This window comes from Colwellia sp. RE-S-Sl-9 (assembly GCF_048296855.1).
Lineage (GTDB): Bacteria > Pseudomonadota > Gammaproteobacteria > Enterobacterales > Alteromonadaceae > Pseudocolwellia.
Genome location: NZ_CP182631.1, coordinates 3,587,790 through 3,607,631, shown reverse-complemented (window position 1 = coordinate 3,607,631; position 19,842 = coordinate 3,587,790). Strand labels below are relative to the sequence as shown.

Annotated in this window: 17 protein-coding genes; 7 read left to right on the top strand and 10 right to left on the bottom strand. The window is 34.8% G+C overall.

The genetic code is table 11. The annotated features are described in order from the left end of the window. Nucleotides 1–42 precede the first annotated feature (42 nt). From hflX to tsaE, 6 genes are all read right to left on the bottom strand, one after another. The gene (gene hflX / locus ACM9HF_RS15535) at nt 43–1,329 is read right to left on the bottom strand and encodes a ribosome rescue GTPase HflX (protein WP_473610910.1); all 1,287 of its coding nucleotides are present in this window, start codon (nt 1,327–1,329) and stop codon (nt 43–45) included. Between the two features lie 176 nt (nt 1,330–1,505). Beyond that, nucleotides 1,506–1,757 carry an RNA chaperone Hfq gene (hfq, locus tag ACM9HF_RS15530; protein ID WP_473610906.1) on the bottom strand — a complete coding sequence of 84 codons (252 nt, stop codon included), beginning with the start codon at nt 1,755–1,757 and terminating at the stop codon, nt 1,506–1,508. 94 nt (nt 1,758–1,851) lie between these two features. Next, nucleotides 1,852–2,796, bottom strand: coding sequence for a tRNA (adenosine(37)-N6)-dimethylallyltransferase MiaA (gene miaA / locus ACM9HF_RS15525; protein ID WP_473610903.1), 945 nt, complete (start codon nt 2,794–2,796; stop codon nt 1,852–1,854). A gap of 15 nt (nt 2,797–2,811) precedes the next feature. After that, nucleotides 2,812–4,704 (bottom strand): DNA mismatch repair endonuclease MutL, encoded by a 1,893-nt coding sequence (gene mutL / locus ACM9HF_RS15520; RefSeq protein ID WP_473610898.1) that lies wholly within the window; start codon nt 4,702–4,704, stop codon nt 2,812–2,814. 5 nt (nt 4,705–4,709) lie between these two features. Continuing rightward, the gene (locus ACM9HF_RS15515; RefSeq protein ID WP_473610893.1) at nt 4,710–6,032 is read right to left on the bottom strand and encodes an N-acetylmuramoyl-L-alanine amidase; all 1,323 of its coding nucleotides are present in this window, start codon (nt 6,030–6,032) and stop codon (nt 4,710–4,712) included. Between the two features lie 27 nt (nt 6,033–6,059). After that, on the bottom strand, nt 6,060–6,551 hold the full coding sequence (gene tsaE / locus ACM9HF_RS15510; RefSeq protein WP_473610888.1) for a tRNA (adenosine(37)-N6)-threonylcarbamoyltransferase complex ATPase subunit type 1 TsaE: 492 nt from the start codon (nt 6,549–6,551) through the stop codon (nt 6,060–6,062). Nucleotides 6,552–6,775: 224 nt separating this feature from the next. Here tsaE and queG point away from each other — a divergent pair, with 224 nt between their 5' ends. Next, the gene (queG, locus tag ACM9HF_RS15505; RefSeq protein WP_473610885.1) at nt 6,776–7,936 is read left to right on the top strand and encodes a tRNA epoxyqueuosine(34) reductase QueG; all 1,161 of its coding nucleotides are present in this window, start codon (nt 6,776–6,778) and stop codon (nt 7,934–7,936) included. Here the strand turns inward: queG and ACM9HF_RS15500 are convergent. The 3 genes from ACM9HF_RS15500 to orn form a co-directional block, all read right to left on the bottom strand. Continuing rightward, nucleotides 7,923–8,126 (bottom strand): DUF1289 domain-containing protein, encoded by a 204-nt coding sequence (locus ACM9HF_RS15500; RefSeq protein WP_473610881.1) that lies wholly within the window; start codon nt 8,124–8,126, stop codon nt 7,923–7,925. The two genes, queG and ACM9HF_RS15500, sit on opposite strands and share 14 nt — an antisense overlap. A gap of 33 nt (nt 8,127–8,159) precedes the next feature. Then, entirely contained in the window at nt 8,160–11,759 is a 3,600-nt protein-coding gene (locus tag ACM9HF_RS15495; protein ID WP_473610877.1) for a hypothetical protein, read from the bottom strand. A gap of 190 nt (nt 11,760–11,949) precedes the next feature. After that, a complete protein-coding gene (gene orn / locus ACM9HF_RS15490; protein ID WP_473610873.1) occupies nt 11,950–12,495 on the bottom strand; it encodes an oligoribonuclease in 546 nt (181 codons plus the stop codon). Nucleotides 12,496–12,648: 153 nt separating this feature from the next. Here orn and rsgA point away from each other — a divergent pair, with 153 nt between their 5' ends. From rsgA to ACM9HF_RS15465, 5 genes are all read left to right on the top strand, one after another. Beyond that, nucleotides 12,649–13,686 carry a small ribosomal subunit biogenesis GTPase RsgA gene (gene rsgA, locus ACM9HF_RS15485; RefSeq protein ID WP_473610869.1) on the top strand — a complete coding sequence of 346 codons (1,038 nt, stop codon included), beginning with the start codon at nt 12,649–12,651 and terminating at the stop codon, nt 13,684–13,686. 32 nt (nt 13,687–13,718) lie between these two features. Continuing rightward, nucleotides 13,719–14,585 (top strand): archaetidylserine decarboxylase, encoded by an 867-nt coding sequence (gene asd, locus ACM9HF_RS15480; RefSeq protein ID WP_498811130.1) that lies wholly within the window; start codon nt 13,719–13,721, stop codon nt 14,583–14,585. Between the two features lie 211 nt (nt 14,586–14,796). Then, nucleotides 14,797–15,180, top strand: coding sequence for a BlaI/MecI/CopY family transcriptional regulator (locus tag ACM9HF_RS15475; protein ID WP_473610865.1), 384 nt, complete (start codon nt 14,797–14,799; stop codon nt 15,178–15,180). A gap of 19 nt (nt 15,181–15,199) precedes the next feature. After that, on the top strand, nt 15,200–17,029 hold the full coding sequence (locus ACM9HF_RS15470; protein WP_473610861.1) for a M56 family metallopeptidase: 1,830 nt from the start codon (nt 15,200–15,202) through the stop codon (nt 17,027–17,029). Between the two features lie 335 nt (nt 17,030–17,364). Next, complete coding sequence (locus ACM9HF_RS15465) at nt 17,365–18,351, top strand: alpha/beta fold hydrolase (RefSeq protein WP_473610857.1); 987 nt, start codon at nt 17,365–17,367, stop codon at nt 18,349–18,351. On the opposite strand, the gene ACM9HF_RS15460 is transcribed toward ACM9HF_RS15465, so the two are convergent. Continuing rightward, nucleotides 18,348–19,235: a cation diffusion facilitator family transporter gene (locus tag ACM9HF_RS15460; protein WP_473610854.1), complete on the bottom strand. Its 888-nt coding sequence runs from the start codon at nt 19,233–19,235 to the stop codon at nt 18,348–18,350. The two genes, ACM9HF_RS15465 and ACM9HF_RS15460, sit on opposite strands and share 4 nt — an antisense overlap. A 129-nt stretch (nt 19,236–19,364) precedes the next feature. Here ACM9HF_RS15460 and trmL point away from each other — a divergent pair, with 129 nt between their 5' ends. Continuing rightward, the gene (gene trmL / locus ACM9HF_RS15455; RefSeq protein ID WP_473610850.1) at nt 19,365–19,829 is read left to right on the top strand and encodes a tRNA (uridine(34)/cytosine(34)/5-carboxymethylaminomethyluridine(34)-2'-O)-methyltransferase TrmL; all 465 of its coding nucleotides are present in this window, start codon (nt 19,365–19,367) and stop codon (nt 19,827–19,829) included. The last annotated feature ends 13 nt before the right edge of the window (nt 19,830–19,842 follow it).

The window sequence follows — 19,842 nt, the reverse complement described above, 5'->3', positions numbered from 1 at the left end:
GTGTTCTCCAATAAATACAATTGTTGCTAATATATCAGTCTGTTAATCTATGATAAAGCGTTCTATTGCCGCGTTATCTTGTTTTAATAATTTATTCCATTCACGACTAGGTAATTTTATATTCAGTAAGCAGTTACCTAATTCGTCATATGATTCATCAGTAATACAGTTTAACTCATACAAAATACCACGTAGCTTACCTTCGTGAGGAGGTATTGTGACTTTTTGTGTAACAATTTCTTTACCTAAACGCTCAGCAAGCGCTTGAAACAACAATTCAATACCAATTCCTGCATGGGCTGATAACCATACACGTATCGGCATACCTGTTTCATCTCGATCAATCCTAGGTTCTATATCATCTAACTTATCAATTTTATTGCAAACTAATAGTTGAGGAACATCACCCGCTTCAATCTCATCTAATACATGTTGAACTTGTTCTATGTTTTCAGAACGCCTTTCATCTGCTATATCAATAACATGTAAAAGAAGTTCAGCTTCTCGTGTTTCAGTTAATGTTGCTTTAAATGCATCTACAAGATCATGAGGTAAGTGCCTTATAAATCCAACAGTGTCAGCCAAAATAACACGGCCTACATCTTCAACTTCAATTCTTCTTAACGTAGGATCTAGTGTCGCAAAAAGCTGATCAGCAGCATAAACATCTGCATTGGTAATATGGTTAAATAGGGTCGACTTACCCGCATTAGTATAACCAACAAGTGAAATTGTTGGGATTTCTGCGCGTGTTCTTGCTCTTCGACCTTGCTGTCTTTGACGCTCTACTTTTTCGAGTCGCTTACGAATACTGGTCATACGCTCACGTAATAAGCGTCTGTCCGTTTCTAATTGAGTTTCGCCGGGACCTCTTAAGCCAACACCACCTTTTTGTCTTTCTAGATGGGTCCAGCCTCGAATAAGCCGAGTACTCATATGCCTAAGTTGTGCGAGTTCAACTTGTAACTTACCTTCATGCGTACGCGCACGTTGAGCAAAAATATCGAGAATAAGCGTTGTTCTATCAATGACTCGACATTGACATAATGCTTCAACGTTTTTTTCTTGAGAGGGCGATAAAGTGTGGTTAAACAAAATAACATTAGCTTCGAATAAACGAACAGCTTCGGCTATTTCCTCAACTTTTCCACTACCAACAAAATACTTAGTATGAGGTTTGTCTCGCTTTCCTGTAACAACAGTAAGCGCAGAAACGCCCGCAGAGCTTACAAGCATTTCAAATTCTTGTAAGTCTTCACGTGCGTTTTCATCTGGAAAATCTACATGAACAAGTATTGCCTGTTCGCCTGCTTGGTAACGATCAAACAATGAAACAATACCTATTTATGAAATTAAAAGGATAAGAAAAAAACTCAGTTATGATTATCATTTACTACCATGTAACTGAGTTTTTTGAATGAAACTTTTGAGTAAATTAATATATTCAATCCAACAGCGAGTCTTCAAATCTAGAATATTTATAACCACTTGTACCATCAGTATCATTAATCTTGTTGATCCGCAGATTCATTCGATGCTGCTGGTGTAGTAATCACAGCACGTGACGGTACTACAGTAGAAATTGCATGCTTGTAAACCATTTGGCTTACCGTGTTTTTAAGCAATATAACAAATTGATCAAAAGACTCAACTTGCCCTTGTAATTTAATGCCATTTACTAAGTATATTGCTACAGGAATGCGATCACGACGTAAAGCATTCAAAAACGGGTCTTGTAACGATTGCCCCTTTGCCATTTTTTGGCCCTCTTGTTATTTTTAATAGATTGTTGCTATTTTTGTAATAATTATAGCTGAGTATTCAGCCAAGTTATTAATTATACATCAATATTTAAAGTTTATTTACGATTGAGATAATTTGTTGCAAATTATTTTCATCTTCCATCGTAAGATTGGTTGCTCCTTGCCAGCTACGTAACCAAGTTAATTGACGTTTAGCCAATTGCCTAGTTGCACATATGCCTCTATATATCATTTCTTTGTGATCATAATCTCCATCTAAATATTGCCACATTTGCCGATAACCTACACATCTCATTGATGGTAGGTCGATATGTAAATCTTGTCGTTCTTTTAATTTAACGACCTCTTGTTCAAAACCTTGAGTAATCATTTGATTAAATCGTAATTCAATTCGATCATGCAAAGTACTACGATTTTTTGGTGTTAAGGCAAACTGCAATACATTACCTTGTAAGCCCTCACCTTTTACCTGTGTTAATTCGGTTAAAGATTTCCCTGTTAAACGATAAACCTCTAATGCTCTTGATAACCGTTGAGGGTCATTTTTATGAATTCTTGCCGCAGATACAGGATCAATAGCGTCTAATTCTTCATGAAGTTTGTCCCAGCCTTTTTCGGCAACTTCCAATTCAATTTCTTTTCTTATTTCTGCATTAGCTGCAGGTAAAGGCGATATCCCTTCAATAAGACTTTTAAAATACATCATTGTTCCACCAACCAGCACAGGAATTCTCTGGTTGGCGTGTGAACGTTTAATTGCCGTTGATGCATCACTACAAAAGTCTGATGCAGAGTAGCTTTCTGCTGCATCAATCATATTAATTAATTGATGAGGATACTTTTGCAACTCTTCAAATGTAGGCTTTGCTGTACCTATATCCATATGTTTATAAACTAGAGCTGAGTCAACACTAATAATATCAACAGGTAACTGATCTTGCAGTCCCATAGCTAACGCGGTTTTACCGGAAGCTGTTGGCCCCATGATACAAATAATGGGTAAAGATTTATTCATATCAGCGGTAGTTGGCATAATTAAAGCGCTAGGTTACATTAATTTATTTAATTCAGATGTAAGGTCTACAGGTGTAGAATTCAAGAGTAAAAGTTTTTCTTTTATATCAGATTGTAAGTTTTGTATTTTACTCAATAAGATATTAGTAGATTCTATGGTATAAGTTTCTTGTAATAACAAGGAAGTAAGCGCTAAAAGCCAATCTTTATCCTCTAATTCGTTATGTTCATTTTTATTAAAAAGTGCATTTAATAAATGTAAGAAACTACTACAAACATCTTTATTACGTAAACAGGCAGGGAATTGCCTAACTTGCACAGAGCTTTTACTGATGACATTAAAAGCAATACCTAAGCGTTCGAAATTATGCTTATTTTTTTCTAAAAAAACACATTGTAATTTTTCACTTTGTATTTTTACAGGCAGCAACAAAGGTTGACTTATAAAGCCGGCTTCCCATTTTGACGCTAACTCATTGGCCAATAGATCAGTTTCTAACTTTGTTAAAGAAAGTAAACGTAATTCATGGTCCAGTAAAATTAATGCGTAGCTTACTTGAATAATATGAAGAACTAATACACCTCTTACAACTTTATTAACATTAGCAACACTTGTATGTAAGTCTTCACCAACTTTCGGCGTTTGACTTTCGGCTAAGTCAACTTCATTACTCATTAACTGATAGTAAGCATCTTTCCCTTTAGTTGAAGGGCGTGAATGATGATAACTTGAATGAGAAGGCGTATATTGAGAAGGGCTTCCTTCATTTACATACGACAAGGGTTTTATATAACTTTGGTCAACGGCAGCCTGTTGGTATGATGGTTGATATTGTATGCTTGTATGTTTATCAGGTTCTGAACTGCTAGTTTTATCGTTTTCGTTTTGATCAATATGATGTAAATCCATTAAAGAATGTTGAACAATACCCTCATCATTGAAGGCTCTTTGACAAACAGAAAAAATAAAATCGTGAATATAGCGCCCTTGATGAAAACGTACTTCGTGCTTGGCCGGATGAACATTTACATCAACATCCCGATGATTTAGCGTTAAAAAAAGCACAAATGCAGGATAGGTATCTGGCGGCAATAAATCGCTGTATGCCTGTCTAATTGCATGATTAATGAGTTTATCACGCATCATACGGCCATTAACGTAACTGTAGCATAAATCATTTTGATTACGCGCAAAACTGGGTTTAGCTAGCCAACCGCTAAAGTGTAGGTCGTCATGACTACATTCGACTTCTATAGCATGATCAATAAACTTTTGACCGCAAATTTGTGCAACACGCTTAGTGTATTGGGCTTTAGTTGTTGCAGCCCTATATTGACGTATGATCTTATCGTTATGTGTTAAAACAAAGGTGATATCTAAACAAGCAAGAGCGATTCTTTTAATCACTTCTTCAATATGAGTAAATTCTGTTTTATCTGTACGTAAAAATTTTCGCCTAGCCGGTGTATTAAAAAACAGATCTTGTACATCTATAGTAGTCCCGTTGGGGTGTGCTGCAGGCTTAATATCAACCGCCATGTCACGACCTTCCGCAGAAGCTTGCCATGCTGATTCTTGATCAGCAGGTTTAGAAGTTAAAGTCAGGCGGGAAACAGAGCTAATAGAAGCTAAAGCTTCTCCTCTAAAACCAAGACTACTTATACCTTCAAGATCATTTAATGTTTTTATTTTACTGGTTGCATGTCGACTAAGTGCTAAAGCCAGTTCATCTTTCGATATCCCGCTTCCGTTATCACTTATTTTAATGCGTTTAGCTCCCCCCTTTTCAATTTGGATTTTAATCGTTGTCGCGCCAGCATCTATGCTGTTTTCGACTAACTCTTTAATTACCGATGCTGGACGTTCAACGACTTCGCCTGCCGCAATCTGGTTTGCCAACTGGGCTGGAAGGATTTCTATAGGCATTATTTTTATTCAGCTCGCGGAATGATTAGTGTCTGCCCGATTTTAATGACATTTGATTTCAAGTTGTTTTTTTTCTTTAAATTACTCACTGAGACATTATATCGTTTAGCAACAACACTTAATGATTCACCAGAACGTATTTTATGTTGTTTTAGCTGGCCAGTAGCATAAAGAGTTCCATCTGGTGGGTTATCACTAAAGTAAGTATCCACAGCAGTATAAATAGCTCTAGCTAATTTTTGCTGATGAGCAAAGCTCGTTAAGTTACGTTCTTCTTGTGGATTTGAAATAAAACCTGTTTCAATGAGTACTGAAGGAATATCAGAAGATTTTAACACCGCTAAACTTAAGCCTTCAGGGCTACTCTTATGCAGCTTTGTTACTTTTTTAAGTTGACGTATTACGTGCTCGGCAAATGCGTAACTGCTCCCCATCGTATATTCTTTTTTCATATCCGCTAAAGTAATAGCTAAGTTTTTATCTTTCGTTTTTTTGATGGTTTCACCCGCACCACCCAAAAGCTCTGATTCTTTTTGGCGATTGGCTATCCAACGGGTAAACTCAGAATTAGCTCGCCTAGTTGACTGTACGAGTACAGAAGCACCACTCGGCTTAGAGGAAGTAAAAGCATCGGCATGAATAGAAATTAGAAGATCCGCTTTGCTTTTTCTCGCTAACTCGGTTTTTTTGTCGTGATTAACATAGTAATCACCTTTTCGGATCATTACCGCTTTAAGTCCGGGTTGACGATTTATGAGTTTTTCTAATTTTTTGGCTATGCTAAGCGTAATTCGTTTTTCATAAGTACCACGAGCACCTATAGAACCAGGATCTTCACCACCATGCCCTGCAACTATGGCAATAACAATATCTCTTTTACTTGATATATTAAGACTCTGTGTTGTGGTGTCTGAGTCATTCTTATCATAAATATCTATAACTAATCGATCACCGTAAGTTCCAGCGGGCGCTAGAGGAAATATAGATAATTGGTAGTTTTCAGCTAATTCTAAAACAAGTCGGGTAGTACCTTTTTTGGGAGGTTGACTCGTACGAATCTTTTTAATTCGATTATCATCTTTTAAAACATTAGTTAATGAAACGAGTGATTTACTATTAGCAAAGTCGATCACTAATCGCTGAGGTTTAGACAAGCTAAAATAGGAAAATTCTGGTTTTTCAGATAAGTCAAAAACAACACGAGTACTATCTGGTGCTGGCCAAATACGAACACCTTTAATATTATTAGCCGCATATACCTGCGTCGACAATAGGCATAATAAAGTCATCAATAAAATAAATTGTCGTTTTGTTACAGCAAAGAGCATGAAGGTCCTATAGTAAATGTGTTTTTATTAATTATATTGAGTTAGTTTTTCTAAAAGAAACTGAGATAATGTTGTTTTAGCATCAAAGCGTATAGTTCTTTCGGCATTTTTATATTCAATATTAATGATTAAGTCTGCTTCAGGTAAAAAGCCCTCTCCTTTTTCTGGCCATTCAATAAAGCTACAACTATTCTCACCGAAATAATCTCTAATTCCCATGTATTCAAGTTCTTCGGGATCGGCTAATCGATATAAATCAAAATGATATACGTTCCATAATTCTAACTCATAAGGTTCAACTAAAGTATAGGTTGGGCTTTTTACATTACCTTGATGCCCCATACCTTGTACAAAGCCTCGTGTTAATGTTGTTTTCCCTGCGCCTAAGTCTCCATGTAAATATACAATAAGCCCTTGTTTGAGATCATCTTTAATAATTTTTGCTAATAGACTTCCCATAGCAATAGTGGCTTCAGAGTTTACTAAGTCGTAGGTTAATGCATCAGTTTTATTATTCATTACGAATAGTTCATTTCAATATTATATTTATATTCATTTTGCTAGTTTACCTAAATGATCTTTTGTCGCAATAACAGATCAAGTTAAATTGTTATTTATCTGTAACTTTTTGTTCTTATTATAAGAGATCGCTATTACGTATATAAATTTTCGTCTTAATCGTATTATTTATCCCATTAAAACGATGATAAACTATAAAAAACGCACACTAGCTTTAATACCCCATGACAATTAATGCCATAAATTACACTGAACTAACAGAAAAAATAAAACTATGGAGCAAAGAGCTAGGATTTTCTCAGGTGGGGTTTTCCGACGTTGATTTATCTGAACACGAAGCTAACTTTACTCAATGGCTAGATAATAATTACCATGGCAATATGGACTATATGGCTAGGCACGGTTCAATGCGAACAAGGCCTGAGGAGCTGGTAGAAGGAACACTTAGTTGTATTAGTGTTCGCATGGATTATTTACCCGAAAATGCAAAATTTGCGCAAATTCTAAAACAGCCCGATCATGCTTATATCAGCCGATATGCATTAGGACGAGATTACCATAAGCTCATGAGAAAGCGCCTAAAACAGTTAGGTAATAAAATTAGCGAATATTGTGAAGGATTTAACTTTAGGCCCTTTGTAGATTCAGCCCCTATACTTGAAAGACCTTTAGCTGAAAAAGCGGGGTTAGGTTGGACAGGTAAACATAGCTTAATCATTAATAGAGAAGCTGGGTCTTGGTTCTTTTTAGGTGAGCTATTAGTTAATATTCCCCTACCAACAACAAGCTCGCCAGCGAATGAATGTGGTAAGTGTGTTTCATGCATTAAAATTTGCCCTACCGGTGCGATTATAGAACCATACGTAGTAGATGCTCGCCGCTGTATCTCGTATTTAACCATTGAGCTAAAAGAGGCGATACCTGTTGAATTTAGAGCTCCGATGGGTAATCGCATATATGGCTGTGATGATTGCCAACTCATTTGCCCGTGGAATAAGTTTGCAAAAATAACACAAGAGGAAGACTTTAATGCCAGAGAAGCGTTAGATAATAGTAAACTTTTATCTTTATTTGCATGGGATGAAACTTATTTTCTTCGAAAAACTGAAGGCTCACCTATCAGAAGAATTGGCTATGAATGCTGGCAACGAAATATCGCTATTGCTTTGGGCAATGCTCCTTATGACGAAAACGTGATCAATGCATTAAGCGAAAAGTTAACTATCAGTTCCCCTATGGTTGTAGAGCATATTGAGTGGGCATTACAGCAGCAAATAGAAAAAAAGCACGAAGAGGCTCTTGCTATAACAACTCACACAACAAACGAAAGATTAACCGGCCGCTTAATTAGAACCATTGAAAAAGGTTTACCTAGAGACGCTTAGCTGGATGAACATGTGTTACTTTTATATTTTTTGACTTCACTTTTCGTGCTTCACAACTAGCTAATATTTTTTGTTTACCTTCATCAGTCAGGTTTTTCCAGCCAACAATTTCTTTAATATGACGAAAGCAACCCACACAAACATCTTCTTTATCTAAACAACAATTACGAACACACGGACTTTCAATCACTGACTTTACCTCTGAAATATTGTATTAAAATCATTATATCGCATCAGTATAGGCTTTAAGGGATTTCAAGTGTGAACGTAACTTAGTAATGGCTTCCCTATATTTTTCCATATTGGCTTTATCTGAAGTATCATTTAGCATTTCTTTTAATGATAGACATGCTGTGTGAATATCTTTGGCGGCCATCACTTCAGATACTTTTAATATAATTTGAATAGGTTGAGCAGTGTTAGCAAAATCATGCTTTCCTATAGCTTGTTCAAGAAACCTTATCGATTTATCTAGATCATCAATATATTCATCAATCATATATGCGGCAAGCTCTGAAGAGCCTTGATTGAAAGCATATTTTTCCATATCTAAAACATGGCTAGATGGTAAATCAGTTTCATCGGCAATAGAAGCCTGAGAATAATTAAGGTATGTTTTATCTGAGCTGTCGAGTTTATCTGTTTCATTTAAAAAAGCGTCAAATGATTGATCCATATTAACAGTAGTAACTGCCTTCTCTTTAGAACCAATATGAATAGCTTTTGCTTTAAGCCATGGAGAAAGAAGAAGAATAAGCGCTTTTATATCTAATACATGTGGCAGGGTTGATACTTTCCAATGTTTAATTGCCTTCGAAAGATTGCCTGCTGGCGTATCAAATAAAATATCTTTAAATGTAAAAACACCCCGTAGAATATTCTGCCCTGTTGATAACATAACAAAAGGAGATTGATTAAACTCAGACATGAGTATTAAGTACCTACCAGACTGCCAGTGTTTAATCATAGCAATAGGTTGAGACACAACATGTACTTGTAAACCTAACCATTGAAGTAATCGGATCAATAATTGATGTTCCTCGGGTACAGAAACAGCCAATAACACTTCCACTCTTGTTGATTGATATTGATGTTCGCTTAATACTTCAGCCTCAACGAGTCTGTTATCAACTGAGTCACTTGCTAAAAGTTCAAGTATTTTTACTTGAAAGCTGTTTTGACATAAAGGCATAGAAGCCTGATTGTACAAACCCTCTTTATGATAAGCGCTATTTACGGGTGACTGCATAACAAACAATTTAGGTTTCTTATTTTCAGGCAGATTATCAACATGACTCTTAATATCTTCAAGGTTAACCCGTGAAATATCGTCACCTAAAATGATCAAATCGACAGGCTTATTGGTAAGGGTTTTAACACTATACTCTTTAGTGAAATCATCAATGCTATTTACAGTAGATACAGTGCCGTCAGCAGCATGAATTGCATGGCTAACCACTTTTTGTAAAAATGGATAAGCACTCACAGAAACAATAGATACTTGCTTCAAGCTTTTAGCTTTAATCGTTTTGTCTGATAAATGAATTTCTTGCTCAACAAGTGACATAGCAAACATCACTTTAAAACCATCGTCTTGCAATTCACTCTCTACTTGATTGATATTAAAACGTTGCATTAAGGTTTTAATATAAAAAACAATATCTGAAGTAGGTGTCGACTTTACTTCCTCGTTCACTAATCGACTAACCAAATCAGGAAGTTTTTTTAATTTTTTAGCCGGCGACACTGTTAATGTAAATCGAACCGTTTGAGAGCCAGTATCGCGATCAATTACTTTTAAATCTACTAGCATTTTAGCATTGAATAATTCAGCTAAAGTTACCCTGATGATACCTAACAGCATACGATGGAATAAACGATGTTCTACACTGGCAAAATTGAGAAGTAATCTATCTGTTTGAAGGTATATTTGATTTCGTTGCAAGTGAGCTTCTGACATAGCGTTAAAAATAATCGCGTGTAATTCATCTTTAAAACTAATATCTATATTTTGTAAGTTACGAGGGCTCTTTTGTAATTTCATCACAATATTACTTTGGCGGCACCAATCGAAGATACGCGTTAGTTGTCGGTAAACAGGTAACGAACTACTATTCATATCGACAGAGCTACCTTGGCTTTGTAGCATTGCCCTTACTACCATTTTACTAAATTTATCAGTTGTTGCTGATAACTCATCAATTGAATGATCTTCTGTCTTTTTTAATTTGTTTTTAAGCAACAAAATCGTATTTTTAAATTGCTCTGTTTTTTCATCTCGACTTAATGTGCCAAACCAACGAGTGCCATCAAAACCAATACAAATGTCTAATTGAATATTGCTTTTAGTTTTGATTTGACAAGTTTGAGTTATTTGAGAGTCACGAACACTTTTTGCTGCTGTTATTACTTCTGATAACGATTGAGTTGTTATTAACTTACGCCAATGACTTATGTCACTGTTTGAAAAACCAGTTAAACTTAAAATAGCTTCATTGACTTCAATATAAGACGTAAATGGGTGATATTGCCAAAGAGCGACACTATGATTTTTATGAATAAACGTTAATTCATCTTTGTGAGAATGAACTAATGACTGATACTGATTTTCACTATGCTCTGGCTTTTGAATTTGGTGAATCAAGCCAACAATACGAAGATGTTCTGCAGTTTTAACGTAATCACTTTGCTCTTGTTTTTTATCTTCTCCCGCTAATAAATTTTCACATAAATTAACGGTATTTTCGCCATATTGTTTGATTCTACTTTTAAGTCTCAACAATATACTTAAAATCAGTAACAAACTAACTGCAACGCCAGCTATCAAACCATAATAATAGTATTTTTCTGAAAGTGTGTAAGGCGTTTTTTCTAACACTTGAGTGATAAAAGGAGGAACAATATAATGAGAAGACGTGAAGTTTATGCGTTTATTATTTTCGCCATAAAGCGTATTGAGCGTTTGATTAACTTTTTTAATTCTATTAAAAACTTCCTCTGCTAACCTTAAATGGCTATACCATTTAGCTAATACTCTTTGCTCTACATTAAATAATGTTTGTAGATCTTCAATTTTACTTCTTATTTCTATATCTAGCGGCTCACTGGTTAATACACTTAACCAAGTACTTATGGCTAAATCTATCTTTTTAGTAATTTCATCAAAACTATCTACTGAATCATGAATACTCAACGATTCAAACCCTAAAGTGGCTTCATCAAATAATAACAGTGATTTATTTAACTGACCTAATATTCTAGTAACTTCAATATATTTAATGGCATTACCTGCAGGTATATAACCATTTTCACCATTAATGGTAACTTTGTGATGAAATACTATTTGCTCTTGGTTTTTCTTTTCTATTTCTTCAACAAGCGTATTGATCAGTAAACGTAGTTGAGCAATGGAGGTTTGCTTTAAAGTATCATTTCTAGGTTCATTATTTTTTATCCGATCAACAATATCCTTTATTCCACTAATTTCCGTAGCCAAAAGCCCTGATTGCCTTACATTAATAAAAGGCAACTTTGATATATCAGCTATATTTTTTTCGATCATATTTAACGAACGACTTAATTCATTTGCTGTTTTGCTGCTTTGTAAAGTGACAAGATATTCATGATTAAATGACAATAATTGTTCGTATTGGTAGGCAAACTCTAGTGTAGGTATTTGTGTTGTTACTAAGTCATTCACTTGAATATTACGTTGATAAAACAAAAACGAAATAATTCCCACAACTAACAAAATAGATGAAAATAGAAAAACTAAAGACCCTGATATTTGACGATGAAAAGGTATATGTGACTTGAAACTCATGAATATATAGTTCTCTGTTCATGCGTACAGATAAAATACGCTTCTGAATTCATTTATTGTGAGCCATAGTTTATTTAAATACAGATAAGAATCAATGTTTATTAATATGATAGGAAGGCTGTAACCTCATTGAAGTAATTGCATTACAGCCTTTTTTTTAAAAACAAAGTGAAATGAGTAATTAAAAACCTTACAACTTAAAAAAATGTTCTTGATAAACTTTAAGTTCTGCAATGGATTCACGAATATCATCCATTGCTAAATGTGCTCCAGTTTTCACTACTTTATCTAGCACTTCTGGCTTCCAACGTCTTGCAAGCTCTTTCACTGTACTTACATCTAAGTTTCTATAATGAAAATAGTCTTCGAAATCAGGCATGTATTTATTAATAAAACGACGATCTTGCCCAATACTGTTACCACACATAGGTGATTTGCCTTTTGGTACATATTGTTCAACAAATTTAAGGGTTTCTTCTGTGGCAGTCACGATATCCGTTGTGCTTTCTTTACAGCGTTTTGTTAAACCTGATTGTCCATGATGTTCAATACACCATGGATTCATATTATCTAAGGTTTCATTAGACTGATGAATGGCAAACACAGGACCTTCAGCCAAAATATTAAGTTGACTGTCAGTAACGATACTCGCTATTTCCAAAATCACATCCGTTTCGGGTTCTAGGCCTGTCATTTCGAGATCAAGCCAAATTAAATTTGTATCATTACGCGCCATAAATGTTTCCTTGTTCCATGCTAATTCACTTATTATTTATTAATGATCAGACAAGGGTTAGATGAATTACTATTTTTAAGTATAATACGTGAGAACAAATAATGTTTAAAACCCTTTAAGCGAATAATAAGCAATAAAATATGATTACTTCTCGTGACTAAACGTAGAAAACTGACTAAAGGTCAGGTTAGACGCATTAATGCGAATCAGGATAAAAAACTCAGTAAAAAAACGGATAGCGTACAATGGCTAGATGATGAGTTAGGTGAACCACAAACCGGTACTGTTATCAGCCGATTTGGTCAGCATGCCGATGTAGAGGATGAACAACAAAATTGCCATCGTTGTAATATTCGTCGAAGTGTTAAATCTTTAGTCTGTGGTGATAAAGTGTTATGGCGTTTAGGCAAAGAAACAAAACATAGCATTACTGGCGTTATTGAAGCTGTGCATGAACGAACCTCTATACTAAGCCGCCCTGATGTATATGACGGTGTAAAACCCATTGCCGCTAACATTACTCAAATTCTTATTGTGTCTTCTGTTTTACCCGCATTTAATCCTGATATTATTGATCGATATTTAGTGGCTGCCGAACAAACCGGTATTACACCTATTATTGTATTAAATAAAACAGATTTATTTGATGATACAAACCGCACCATCATTGAGAAACAATTAAGCATCTATAAAGATATTGGGTATCAAATACTTTACGTAAGTAATGAAACACAAGAAGGTATAGATACCTTAAAAGCGCAGCTCAATCAGAACATTAGTATTTTTGTGGGACAATCTGGCGTAGGAAAGTCGACATTAACCAATAGCTTAATGCCTGAGCTGGGATTAATAACTAAACAAGTTTCTGAAAACTCAGGATTAGGACAGCATACGACAACTGTTGCCCGATTATTTCATTTTAATAATGGCGGTGATCTTATTGACTCTCCAGGTATAAGAGAGTTTGGCTTATGGCATTTAACACCTGAACAAGTTTGCTCTGGTTTTATAGAGTTTTCAGATTACATTGGCACTTGTAAATTTAGAGATTGCAAACATCAAAACGATCCTGGCTGTGCTCTGATTGAAGCGACCGAACAACAAAAAATACATAAAAAAAGATTGACGAGTTTTCAAAGAATACTCGCCAGTTTAGACGAAAACACACTAACTTCTCGTTTTAACGATTGAGTAAAAAAAATACTATATTGAAAGGAAAACCTGTGATCATTGATAGAATAAAAATAGCACTTCAATACATAATGCCTAAGCATGCTATTTCGCGTTTAGTTGGAAAATTCGCAGCCGCAAAAGCGGGTTGGTTAACCACTAAAGCCATTAAATGGTTTATAAAAGCTTACGACATTAACATGAGCGAAGCTAAATTAAAAAATGCAGAAGACTTTGAAACCTTTAATGATTTTTTCACTCGTGAATTGGAAGACGGTGCTCGTGATATTGATAACAACAGCAACACCCTTTGTTATCCTGTAGATGGTGCAATAAGCCAACAAGGTGATATTGAACAAGGTCAGCTAATACAAGCAAAAGGCTTTAATTATAGTTTAACGAGTTTATTAGGTGGTGATGTAAATGATGCTAAACCTTTCGAGAACGGTAAGTTTTCATGCATTTATTTGGCGCCTAAAGATTATCACCGTATTCATATGCCAATGGCAGCAACATTAAGAAAAATGATATATGTGCCTGGCGATTTGTTTTCGGTAAACCCTCTTACGGCTCAAAACGTACCTGACTTATTTGCTAGAAATGAAAGAGTAGTCACTATTTTTGATACTGAACATGGCTCACTTGCCATGGTATTAGTCGGCGCTACCATTGTTGCTAGTATAGAAACAATATGGGCAGGAACTATAACTCCTCCGGCAGGTAAAGATGTATTTACTTGGAATTATCCTGCAGCAGGCGTTGACGCCATTCACCTAAAAAAAGGCGATGAAATGGGTCGGTTTAAACTTGGCTCTACCGTCGTTTCAACCTTTTCTCCTAATATGATTGAGTTCAATAAATCAGCAGGACCAGAAACCGTAACGCGACTGGGCGAACATTACGCGGACATTTGTAGTTAACTTATATGTAAAAATGTATATAAATAATCACATCGTAAATAAAGAATTGCGTAAATAAATAGCAATAAACAACAAAAATGCTACTTAATTACCATAAGCAATAATATTGTTTAATACTTTTTTGTTGCTCATTTTAGCAACAAGAGATAGGATTAGAGGATATGAGTTTACTGTAAAACTTAGTATCTATTTTAAATTTCGAGGAAATTCAATGAGTCGTAGTAAGTCTGGTCTCAAGCCTACTGAAGCAGAACTAACACTTTTAAATATTTTATGGCAATTAGGGCCAGCAACAGTAAGACAGATTCATGATCACCTCAGCAGCACTCAAAACACTGGGTATACAACTGTTTTAAAAATATTACAAATTATGCATGAAAAAGCGTTGGTTATTCGTGATGAAAGTAATAGAGCACATGTATATGCTGCTGCAAATAGTGAAATGCAAACGCAATCATCTTTATTAAAAGATTTAGTCTCTAAAGCATTTGGAGGCTCTACATCTAAACTTGTTATGCGAGCTTTAGATGATTCAACAAGTAGTGAAGAAATCGCTGATATTCGGAAATTACTTAATAAATTAGAAGAACAATAATCAATTTAACGGAAGTGTAATGCAGGAAAGCTTTTTAAACAGCCCACTGATATATAGCATAGCACTTACTCTTATCCATTTTTTATGGCAAGGAGTACTCGTTGCACTTGCCTTAAAAACCGCATTAGTTTTTACTCCAAATCAAAAGTCACAATTGAGGTACGCCTTTTCGTCAGCAGCAATGATATTAAACCTGCTATTGCCTCTGATGACTTTCTTTATTATTTTTAAACCTGATTATCTACAGTTAACTCAAAACTTATCACAAAACCCTATAACTGGCTTCGAGTTTACTCAAATAATATCATCAGAAAGTGAGTGGTATTCCAATGCTGTAGACTATTTACCTTACTTAACCGTTACTTGGCTATCTGTTATATCGGTTTTATCTCTAAAGTTGATATTCGAGTTATACTCTGTAAATCAATTACCTAAACAAGATACCTTAATACCTGATGAAGATTTATTTACTCGCTTTCAGAATCTATCTCAACAAATAGGTATAAAAAAAGCCCCCTCTTTAATGATCTCGTTAAATACTTCGGTACCTATGGCAATAGGCTGGATAAAACCTATCGTATTAATACCTGTAAGCATGTTAACCGGACTTACACCTACCCAATTAGATATGTTAATGCTACATGAATTAGCACATATTCGTAGATATGATTATTTTGTGAACTTTATTCAATCTATCGTAGAAATTATTTTGTTTTTCCATCCTTGTGTATTATGGGTTTCAAACCAAATGCGCAATGAAAGAGAATATTGTAGTGATGATATTGCTGTTAGGCATTGTGGTAACCCAATAGCATATGCCCACACTCTTGCTGATACAGCCTCTCTGTGTAATAAACACCGACATCATTCTATACCCAATATGGCAATGGCTGCTTCTGGTGGAGATCTTACGCAAAGAGTACTACGGTTAGTCAACGAGCATCATTGCGCTTCAAGTAATCAAGCAAGTAAGTGGTTTGCATCTTTAACTATATTGTCGGTCATACTTTTTATTTCATCACAGCAACTTATTACACAATTTGAAATAGAGCTTAATTCACCTAGTTATACGAATAAAACTGAAGTATTAGATACAAAAGAACTATTTAATACAAGGCTCCCTATTTCTATTCCAAATGAACAAAATCACATTATAAAACACAAGAAAATAGTTCCACCACAGCAGATCACTGAACATGTTGAAGAAATTAATAATATAATTATTGAACAAAAAAAGAAAATTCAACCAAAGGCTAAAAAAAACATAACCATTTCAAATAATAAACAGGAATCAGAAATAACAACTCAATCGCCTGCTGATGAAATTGAGGATAAATTAGCAAAAATAGAAACATCTACTATTGGTAAATATACCAATACCAGTAAGAAATCTATTTCCGAAATAGCTTTTGATAATACAGATTCAAGCAAAAATACATCACTAACCAAAAACTCTTATTCTGAACAATTAATAGAATTTGCGAAAGAACCTAGCCATAAAGAACCTAGATTACCTGCTAGAAAAGTAGATATAAATAGTGCATCAAACCTCTATACAAAGAGTACTAAACTATCTTCCGAAGCAGAGCTAATATATTCTGTCCCCCCTAAATACCCCTATACAGCTAAGCGTAAAGGTATTGAACTAGAAGTTAAAGTGGACTTCACAATAGATAAAAAAGGTAATGTAACAGATATTATTTTTCCATCTGTAAAACATAAAATAAATTACTTTAAGACATCAGTGCGTTCAGCCATTGAAAAGTGGCGCTTTAAGCCAGCACAAAATAATGGTGAAGCAATTAATAGTAAAATGTCTAAAATTTTTTCTTTCAGCTTACACAAATAGATATCTAATAGTTTAAATAAAAAATTGCTCTTAATTATTATCATTCATTGCTTTTTTAGTAACCTCTCTTCCTCTATCAGAATAAAGATAAACCTAACTGAAATGCCTAACTTAGAACATCTAAAGAATGGTAAATGATAATTGTAGAAAATAATCAATACATCATAGAATCAACTCCCAATCTGTTGTCCAACGCCTTTAATAATGTTTTACTGAATGTATTAGAATACAATCCTGAAAAAAGTGAAATTTAAGTGCGAACTCAACTTTGTGATATAAATGCATTCGTTACTATATTACTTGACCACTTAATATATAAAGGATTAATGGTATAAATGACATCCTCTAAGAATAAGTTGCACAAAAATGATACCTCTGCACATGAACAAGAAGCCTTTTGGTCTCAAGGAGAGTTTCAATCTTTTATAGGGAAAAATAATCTCACTCTTCATTATGCTCATTTCTTTAACAAGATAGGAGCGCCTGTAATTGTAATTGCTTCTGGTCGTTCAGAGAGTTATTTGAAGTATAAAGAAACCATTTTTGAACTTTACCAACAGGGTTATAGTGTTTTTATTTTAGATCATAGGGGACAAGGTCTATCAGAGCGTATGCTCATCAATACTCATAAAGGTTATATTGAAGATTTTGATGATTATGCCCACGATTTATATCAATTTATAACCACCATTGTAAATCCCGCATCTGTGGATTCAGCCCCTTATTTATTAGCTCATTCAATGGGCTGCGCAATATCATTAAGAATGTTTCAACTTTTTCCTCAAGTGGTTAAAAAAGCAGTTTTACTGTCCCCAATGATAGCTATAAATACGGGTATTCTACCTCACTTTCTTGCGAGCTTTATCGTAAATATAGGTAGAGTCATTAACCACATATTCTCAAATGAACCTTGGTTTTTTATAGGTTTATCAAGGTATAAAGCTAAACCTTTTTATGATAACCAACTTACTCATTGCAAAAAACGTTATCAGAAGACCATTAATTTATATGAAGAAGAAACAAGTATTCAACTCGGTGGTGTCACTATACATTGGCTCAGTGAAGCACTGAAAGCAGAGCATAATATTTTCTCAAATTTAGATAAAATCCATACACCTTTATGTGTATTTCAGGCAGGTAATGACAATATTGTAGATAATAAAAAGCAAAATTTATTTTGCGATGAATTAAATCAGCTCGCTCCTCAATTAAGCGCCAAAACACCTATAGTTATTGAAGGCGCTTGGCATGAGCTATTATTTGAAACAGATGAGATAAGAACTCAAGTCATCACAAAAACACTACAGTTTTTCGAGTCTTAAACGACTGATTTAGGATCATGATGAATAAAGACTTCACACGGTGATAATTCTTCCTCTATTTCTTTTTCTATTAACTCTCCTATAGCATGAGCTTCAAATAAAGATAAGTTATCATCTAGCTCTAAATGAAATTGAATAAACTTTACAGGCCCGGCTTGTCGAGTTCTTAGGTCATGCAAACCATACGTTTTTTTATGATTAACAACAATATTCGTAATAATATTTTGTTCATCTGCTGTAAGCTCGTGATCCATTAAGTGATATACACTTAACCACACTATTTTCCCAGCCCCCCATAATAAAAACAACCCAACTAAAATGGTAAAAAAACCATCTGCATTCTTCCATATACTTTGGCTCAAAAATAAGGCTAATAACACACCAATATTAAGGATTAAATCTGATTGGTAATGAAGAGCATCGGCACTTATAGCAACCGATTGAGTTTTATTAATTACAAATTTTTGAATAACAACTAAGCACAAAGTTACAATGATGGCTGCAATAGTAACTCCTATACCTACATCGGAACGAATTATGGCTTGTGGTGTGATCATTCGTCCTACACCATGAAAGACAAGCAGTAAAGCAGACCCCATAACAAAAGCTGATTGGACTAACCCTGCTAAACTTTCTGCTTTTCCATGCCCAAATCTATGCTCATTATCTGCAGGAGCAAGCGCATAACGCAAAATAACCACATTCATCAGTGACGCAAAAAGATCGAGTAAAGAGTCGGTTGTTGATGCCAACATAGAGCTTGCATCGGTAATAAACCAAGCATACAACTTTATAATCACCAGCAGCAAAGCGGCACTTGTTGCACTGTATGCTGCAATTTTCACTAAAGCATTATACTTTTTATCGTGAGTTACTGTATCCAAAATAAGTCCCTACTTCTTGGCCCAATAGCCTAATTATAAATTAATATATGCGACTAAAGTTAAATATCTTTTAGCAATACGAGTAAGATGCGTATAATTAATATATTAGACAAAATAAAGAGCTTTAGCATGTTAGACGTTGTACTTTTTCAACCACAAATCCCACCGAATACTGGGAATATTATCCGCTTATGTGCAAACTCAGGTTTTCGATTACATTTAATTGAGCCTTTAGGGTTTGATTTTGATGATAAAAAACTAAGGCGTGCAGGTTTAGATTATCATGAGTTTGCAGCAACTAAACGGCACGCAAGTTTTGAAGACTTTTTAGCGACAGAAAACCCCAAACGAATATTAGCAATAACCACTAAAACAGATAACTATTATGGTGATGTAAAGTTTACGAAAGGAGATTATTTGCTTTTTGGCTCTGAAACTAGCGGATTACCCGAAGAGGTAAGACAGCAAATACCTGATCAAAATAAGATACGCATACCTATGCTAGAAGGTAGTAGAAGTATGAACTTATCAAACGCAACCGCGGTAATTGTATATGATGCTTGGAGACAACTAGGCTTTCCAAATGCTGTATAAATCTCTCATATAC

Excerpts from the sequence above, each read along its gene's own strand:
- hfq (WP_473610906.1), bottom strand. The coding sequence starts at position 1,757 with ATGGCAAAGGGGCAATCGTTACAAGACCCGTTTTTGAATGCTTTACGT.
- miaA (WP_473610903.1), bottom strand. The coding sequence starts at position 2,796 with ATGCCAACTACCGCTGATATGAATAAATCTTTACCCATTATTTGTATC.
- mutL (WP_473610898.1), bottom strand. The coding sequence starts at position 4,704 with ATGCCTATAGAAATCCTTCCAGCCCAGTTGGCAAACCAGATTGCGGCA.
- ACM9HF_RS15515 (WP_473610893.1), bottom strand. The coding sequence starts at position 6,032 with ATGCTCTTTGCTGTAACAAAACGACAATTTATTTTATTGATGACTTTA.
- tsaE (WP_473610888.1), bottom strand. The coding sequence starts at position 6,551 with ATGAATAATAAAACTGATGCATTAACCTACGACTTAGTAAACTCTGAA.
- queG (WP_473610885.1), top strand. The coding sequence starts at position 6,776 with ATGACAATTAATGCCATAAATTACACTGAACTAACAGAAAAAATAAAA.
- ACM9HF_RS15495 (WP_473610877.1), bottom strand. The coding sequence starts at position 11,759 with ATGAGTTTCAAGTCACATATACCTTTTCATCGTCAAATATCAGGGTCT.
- orn (WP_473610873.1), bottom strand. The coding sequence starts at position 12,495 with ATGGCGCGTAATGATACAAATTTAATTTGGCTTGATCTCGAAATGACA.
- ACM9HF_RS15475 (WP_473610865.1), top strand. The coding sequence starts at position 14,797 with ATGAGTCGTAGTAAGTCTGGTCTCAAGCCTACTGAAGCAGAACTAACA.
- ACM9HF_RS15470 (WP_473610861.1), top strand. The coding sequence starts at position 15,200 with ATGCAGGAAAGCTTTTTAAACAGCCCACTGATATATAGCATAGCACTT.
- ACM9HF_RS15465 (WP_473610857.1), top strand. The coding sequence starts at position 17,365 with ATGACATCCTCTAAGAATAAGTTGCACAAAAATGATACCTCTGCACAT.
- trmL (WP_473610850.1), top strand. The coding sequence starts at position 19,365 with ATGTTAGACGTTGTACTTTTTCAACCACAAATCCCACCGAATACTGGG.